The sequence below is a fragment of the Mesotoga sp. UBA5557 genome, from assembly GCF_002425715.1.
Taxonomy (GTDB): domain Bacteria; phylum Thermotogota; class Thermotogae; order Petrotogales; family Kosmotogaceae; genus Mesotoga.
This window is the reverse complement of sequence record NZ_DIMV01000043.1, coordinates 1-5841: the sequence shown is the minus strand read 5'-3', so window position 1 is coordinate 5841 and position 5841 is coordinate 1. Positions and strand designations below refer to the sequence as shown.

The following is a 5841-nucleotide window of genomic DNA, read 5'->3' as shown; positions in this document are numbered from 1 at the left end:
ACCCCCAACCCCGGCCTTTTGCTTTTTCTCACAACTTGCAACTTTGAACCGATCCTTTGCTCTTTCCTACCCCTTAACCCCTACCCCGTTCCTGCTTTCTTCAACGACTTCCTTCCATCTCCTGCAGGCATGCAAGTGTCCGTCCTCTATCTCCTGCAGTTGAGGTTCTTCCTTTTCCCGGCATTCAGCCTTTGCATAAGGACATCTCGGATGGAATCTGCAGCCGGGAGGGATATTGGCGGCTGAGGGGATCTCTCCCTTTATAGGCACTACCTTGGGTTTGTTCACCTTTCCCGCGACCGGTTCACATACGGCAGCAATGAGAGCCCTTGTGTATGGATGAACGGGATTGTCTATAACATCGTCTGGATCTCCTATCTCTATTATCTTTCCAAGGTACATGACAGCTATCCTGTCTGTGAAGTATCTCGCAGTAGAGAGATCGTGTGTTATGTAGAGATAAGTCAGTCCAAGGTCTCTCTGCACTTCCTTCATCATGTGTAGTATCTCCGCCCTGGTGGAAAGGTCTATCATGGATACCGGTTCATCCGCAACGAGAAGCTCGGGATTGAGAAGAAGAGTCCTGGCAGTAGCAGCCCTCTGTCTCTGACCACCGGATAACATGTGGGGATACCTCACAAGGAACTCATCTGGGGGGTTGAGCTTGACTTCCCTCAAAGCCTTCTCTATCATCTTCATTCTCGCGTCTCTGTCTTCTCCGAGTTTGTGTATTATGAGAGGCTCTTCCATGACATCCCTTATCTTGAACCTCGGGTTCATGGAAGCGTATGGATCCTGAAAGATCATCTGTACGTTCCTTCTGTATCTCTTCAGTTCATCTTTCTCTATATGAGTGACATCCTTTCCGTTTAGAAGCATGTTGCCGCCTGTAGGCTCGAGGAGTTTCATAATTAGTTTTCCCGTCGTCGTCTTTCCACAACCGGACTCTCCAACGAGACCGAATATCTCGCCCCTGTTTATTGAGAAGGATATACCGTCAACGGCCTTAACATAATTGTGTTCACCCTTGAAGAACTGGGATATGCTTCTCCTTATGGGGAACCACTTCTGAAGGTCTTTCACTTCAATGATCTTATCTGTCATCTCTTCTCACACCTCCAGCAGGCCACCATGTGTTCCTCTTCAATCTCAATAAGGGGTGGTTCTTCTTCCTTGCACTTATCCATAGCGAGGGTACATCTCGGATGAAATCTGCAGCCCGATGGAGGTTCCAGTAAGTCTGGAGGAGCACCGGGGATGAACGATAATTCACTTACCTTCGCGTGCAGTCTGGGAGTTGCAGCGAGCAAGTTTCTTGTATAGGGATGACAGGGCCCCTGTTCTCCGTATATCTGCTGGTTTGTTCCTATCTCCACTATCTTTCCGGCATACATAACGGCTATTCTGTCGGACACTTCCGCCTCGGTTGCAAGGTCGTGAGTTATGAAGATGAATGAAAGGTCTAGCTTCTCCTTAAGGTCTTTGAGGAGGTTTATTATTTGAGCCTGCACGATAACATCCAGGGCTGTGGTGGGTTCGTCACAGATTATCACCTTCGGTTCTAGAAAGAGAGCGGTAGCGATGGCGATTCTCTGTTTCATGCCACCTGAGAGTTCATGTGGATATCTCTTAACTATATCGCTGGAGAGACCGACCAGGTTGAGATACTTCTCTATCCTCTTTCTCGCCTCGTCTCTCTCCATCTCTCTGTGTTCCTGCAGAGTCTCCATCATCTGTTTTCCGATGGTGTAGACGGGAGTGAGGGTATTCATAGCGCCCTGAAAGACCATGGAGATCTTCTCCCAGCGGATGTTCCTTCTCATTTCATTCTCACGCAGGGGAGTAATGTCTATACCGTCGACCACTATCTTCCCGCCTGCGATCTTACCCGGGGGAGTGGGCATCTTAAGCAGGGCGAAGCCGGTGGTAGTCTTTCCGCAACCGGACTCGCCTACTAGACCGAGAGTCTCACCCTTCTTGAGAAAGAAAGAGATATCGTCTGCGGCCTTCACGACACCTTTGCTCGTGTAGTAGTAAAGCTTGAGGTTATCTACTGTCAATATGTTATCCATAGTCATTACCTCGTCTTCAGTTTCGGGTTAAGTATCTTGTCCATTGCAAACCCTACAAATGCGAATGTCATACCCATGAAGGCTATCGCCAGTCCTGGTGGTATTACCCACCACCACATCCCACTCAGCATAGCTCCGCCGCTGTTGGCTGCCTGGAGTATCTGTCCCCACGTAACAATAGTTGCATCTCCAAGACCCAAAAGGCTTATCGTAGCCTCTACAACGATAGCACCTGGGACATTGAGCGCCATAGAGGCGAAGGCGTAAGGGATAAGCAGAGGCACCATATGCTTGAAGATTATTCTCGTATTAGATGCCCCGAGAGCTCTTGAGGCCTCTATGTAGGTCTCTTCCTTTATCTGGAGTCCCATGCTTCTGACTGTCTTCACCGGTCCTACCCAGTAGAAGATGCACATTATTCCTATCATTACCCATATATTCGGCTTGAAGACTGCGCTCATGACGATGAGAACGGGAAGCATAGGAACGCTTATGAATATCTCGAATATCCTTTGCATGAGAGAGTCCTTCCAGCCTCCGACGTATGCACTTATGACACCATATACGACACCTATGGATACTGAGATGAGGGCAGTGAGCAGTCCGATAAGCATAGCCCATTTCACGCCTGCGATTACTCCGCTCCATATGTCTCTCTTGGAGTTGTCCGTTCCCAGAATGCCGTGCACTCTGCCTGCAATATTTACAAAGGCTCCTTCGATATTTTCGTCGGCCTTCTGCAGCAAAAGGGTTACCTTCAACTTGTATGTTCCCACCAATGGCGAAGGGCTTCTGAATATGCCCGGTTGAGCCTTAGAGAACAGAACATCAGTAGTCTTTATGGTCTGAAGCTGGACTCCTTCTGAGGGGGAATACTTCTTTCCAAAATTCATGGCCGAAGTCTGAGACGATCTGTCTATCGAAACTCTTAGACTCTGAGTAGGGGACACTTCAAGCTGTTTTCTATATAGATCGATCGTCAAACCGTCCGGTCTCTCGATCGCAATAACTACAGTTGGTTTGCCGACTCCCGAGGCATGAAATACGATATCTGAAGGAGCAACTGAAGCAGAATAATCGTATTCGAAGACGTATTCTTGTATTCTCATCGCTCCCGCCATAGTCTCAGAAAACGAGTATTCCTCAATACTCTCGGAAACAGCTCTCTTTTTTGAAGCGAATATATTGATCCATGAAGGCGGAGCGCTAGCCGGTAGGTCCTGCCAATAAGTTATGTCCCTCCACTTCAGATTTGCTTCGGGATAGGGGACGATAACCGGTTCGAAGATCAAGATAAACATGAATATAACAAGAAAGATTACCCCGATTATGCCTGACTTGACCTTTCTGAACTCGCTCCAAAAACCGCCTAATGATCTTCTGAAGTCGCTAATAGTCACTGTTTACCACCTACCTTGATCCTTGGATCAAGCAAGCCATATATAAGATCAAGAATCACAAGACCACAAATATATAGTCCGGTCGTAATAGCCAGGTTTCCCATGAGGACCGGAACATCATTCTGCTGCAAAGCAATCCAGTACAGATTGCCCATTCCAGGCCAGGAGAAAATGCCCTCGAACACTATATTGCCTCCTACAGATGCCAGAAGAGCGAGAAGTGACATCGTTACAATTGGTGGAGCAGATGTTCTCATTGTATGCCCGTACAGAACTCTCCTCTCAGGAATACCTCTTGCTCTTGCTGCCATGATGTAATCATCCTGAAGGACTCCGAGGACTATGTTTCGAGTAAGGAAAGCCCTTCCCCAGAACCCGATGACAACAAGTGTCAGTACCGGAAGAGCTAGATGATAGAGAAGGTCGAAGAAATACGAAATTCCCTCTGGAGGAGGAGTAGAATGTAGACCACCTGAAGGAAAGATCTTCACTCCGTAAGCAAAGAACATTATCATTATCATTCCCAACCACCATGATGGCATGCCAAATACCACCATAGTTCCCACCGAAGTGCTTTTGTCTAGAAACCCGCCTGCTTTCTGTGCCTTTTTCAGTCCTAGAAGCAGGCCCAGGACAATGTCTACCATCATAGCTACCGAAAAGAGAAGAAGTGTCTTTGGGATCGCCTCCGAAACAACACTCCATACGCTCCTGCTGCCATCTGAAGCTCTAATGATTGTAGAATTCCCAAAATTGAATGTCAGCGTGTCCCATGTTCGCCACACTACTCTCTCAGCGACAGGTCTGTTCAGCCGGTATAGAGAGTACAGGTCGTTTCTTCTGTTTGCGACGTAATTTGCAAGCTGGCTCTCGTTGAGACTTGTCATCCTCATAGTTTCGCCTCTGATCTGCTCCTCTATCTGCGCTCTCAGAGTTTGCTCCATTACTGTATTGAATAGAGCAGAAAAGATGAAGATTAGGATTGAATACATCAGAAATCCGTATAAAACTCTCTTGATTGCGTATTTCCAGTACATAAATCACCTCGATTGGCAGACAATTCCTTCTGACTTCCACTGACAAAAGTATTACCGGGACCTCCACCATTTCCAAATAAGCATCAGGAACGATCTCGTATTTCAGTTGCCTATGAACTGAATCACTCCGGGTGAATGTCTTGTGTTTTTGTGAGTGGTGTTAAGGTCTTCTCGGAGCAACTCGAAACAACATGATTAGAAGGAAAATCTCGTCTACAGATTATTTTCCTTTCAAAAGACACATAGTATTGCAAAGCACAGGAAAAGTTAGGATAGTCTTAATGATTCAAAGCAATTATATACTATTGGTTACGTGTTTCGATCTTGTCGCGATATAATCCAGAAAGAAAATCGGGAGGTATCATATGCGGTTGTCTTCATTTAATAAGGAAGCTATGAAGTACTTCAAATGGTTCAATGAACCAAGCAACTGGGAGCTGGATGGTGAGAAACTTGTGATTGATGCGGATTCACAAACGGATTTCTGGCAGAGGACGAGTTATGGGTTTAGAAACGATAACGGGCACTTCTTACATCTTTCTTTGATGGGAGATTTCTCGCTGATAGTTGGAGTGAAGTTTCTGCCGGTCAATCAATATGATCAAGCTGGTGTGATGGTAAGAATCTCTCCTTCTTGTTGGCTCAAGAGCTCGGTTGAATTTGAAGGCTCAGACCCATCAAAACTCGGTGCGGTCGTTACGAACTCGGGTTACTCGGATTGGTCAACTCAGAATGTGCCAGCCGATACGAAGGAGCTTAGGGTTCGTGTTGACAGAAAGGGGCCTGACTATTCGGTTTGCTTCTGGCAAGACGGCTGGATTCAGCTACGTCTGGCGAGACTATTGGAGGATGATGGCAAGATCCCGGTCATGGTTGGACCATATTGCTGTAGCCCGAGAGGTAGCGGATACAGAGTAGTTTTCGATGAAATCGACTTGCGTTCTGAATGAACATCGAAATCTCCTCTTTTAGCGCTGCTAGTTTTGCATCTTGCGGGTTTTAGTTTGAGCCGACATCGTGGTCTTCATCACCAGGCTTAAGCAGGTGTTCCGTCTTTTCGGCGATTTGTGCCCTGATTGTAAATGTTTCTGCAGACGAGGCTTCCGGATTTTTCCCTCCGTAGGCAAACTCAATCAGGACTTCCCCCGGGCCGGTGGGCTTCAAATGAAATATCGTATATCGGACGTCCATATACTCTTCTGCATAGGGACCGCTGATTACCTCAAATCCGGGACAAGAAGAGATCTGCCAATCGGAATTCTCATCGCTGCTTTTTTTTAGCTTAACAAACACGCTTTGCTGTATACCAATCTCAATTGTTCTGCCATTGTC

Annotated in this window: 5 protein-coding genes and 1 pseudogene; 1 reads left to right on the top strand and 5 read right to left on the bottom strand. The window is 46.8% G+C overall.

What is annotated here, in order from left to right; translation table 11 throughout:
* Positions 1 to 66: 66 nt before the first annotated feature.
* From B3157_RS05465 to B3157_RS05450, 4 genes are read right to left on the bottom strand one after another with little or no spacing between them, the layout of a single operon-like run.
* Positions 67 to 1104 carry an ABC transporter ATP-binding protein gene (locus tag B3157_RS05465; protein ID WP_214060652.1) on the bottom strand — a complete coding sequence of 346 codons (1038 nt, stop codon included), beginning with the start codon at positions 1102 to 1104 and terminating at the stop codon, positions 67 to 69.
* Positions 1101 to 2072, bottom strand: coding sequence for an ABC transporter ATP-binding protein (locus B3157_RS05460; RefSeq protein WP_099829757.1), 972 nt, complete (start codon positions 2070 to 2072; stop codon positions 1101 to 1103). Before B3157_RS05460 ends, B3157_RS05465 begins: the two co-directional genes overlap by 4 nt.
* A gap of 5 nt (positions 2073 to 2077) precedes the next feature.
* The gene (locus tag B3157_RS05455; protein WP_103134611.1) at positions 2078 to 3472 is read right to left on the bottom strand and encodes an ABC transporter permease; all 1395 of its coding nucleotides are present in this window, start codon (positions 3470 to 3472) and stop codon (positions 2078 to 2080) included.
* Positions 3469 to 4509 (bottom strand): ABC transporter permease, encoded by a 1041-nt coding sequence (locus B3157_RS05450; RefSeq protein WP_292589441.1) that lies wholly within the window; start codon positions 4507 to 4509, stop codon positions 3469 to 3471. Before B3157_RS05450 ends, B3157_RS05455 begins: the two co-directional genes overlap by 4 nt.
* Before the next feature lie 365 nt (positions 4510 to 4874).
* On the opposite strand from B3157_RS05450, the gene B3157_RS05445 reads away from it, so the two are divergent.
* A complete protein-coding gene (locus B3157_RS05445) occupies positions 4875 to 5459 on the top strand; it encodes a DUF1349 domain-containing protein (protein WP_214078463.1) in 585 nt (194 codons plus the stop codon).
* Positions 5460 to 5508: 49 nt separating this feature from the next.
* Here B3157_RS05445 and B3157_RS05440 read toward each other — a convergent pair.
* Positions 5509 to 5841, bottom strand: a pseudogene (locus tag B3157_RS05440) (hypothetical protein); the annotation flags it as partial.

What these genes read in the sequence shown, in the direction of transcription:
- B3157_RS05445 (WP_214078463.1), top strand. Translation starts at nt 4,875, where the DNA reads ATGCGGTTGTCTTCATTTAATAAGGAAGCTATGAAGTACTTCAAATGG.
- B3157_RS05460 (WP_099829757.1), bottom strand. Translation starts at nt 2,072, where the DNA reads ATGGATAACATATTGACAGTAGATAACCTCAAGCTTTACTACTACACG.
- B3157_RS05450 (WP_292589441.1), bottom strand. Translation starts at nt 4,509, where the DNA reads ATGTACTGGAAATACGCAATCAAGAGAGTTTTATACGGATTTCTGATG.
- B3157_RS05465 (WP_214060652.1), bottom strand. Translation starts at nt 1,104, where the DNA reads ATGACAGATAAGATCATTGAAGTGAAAGACCTTCAGAAGTGGTTCCCC.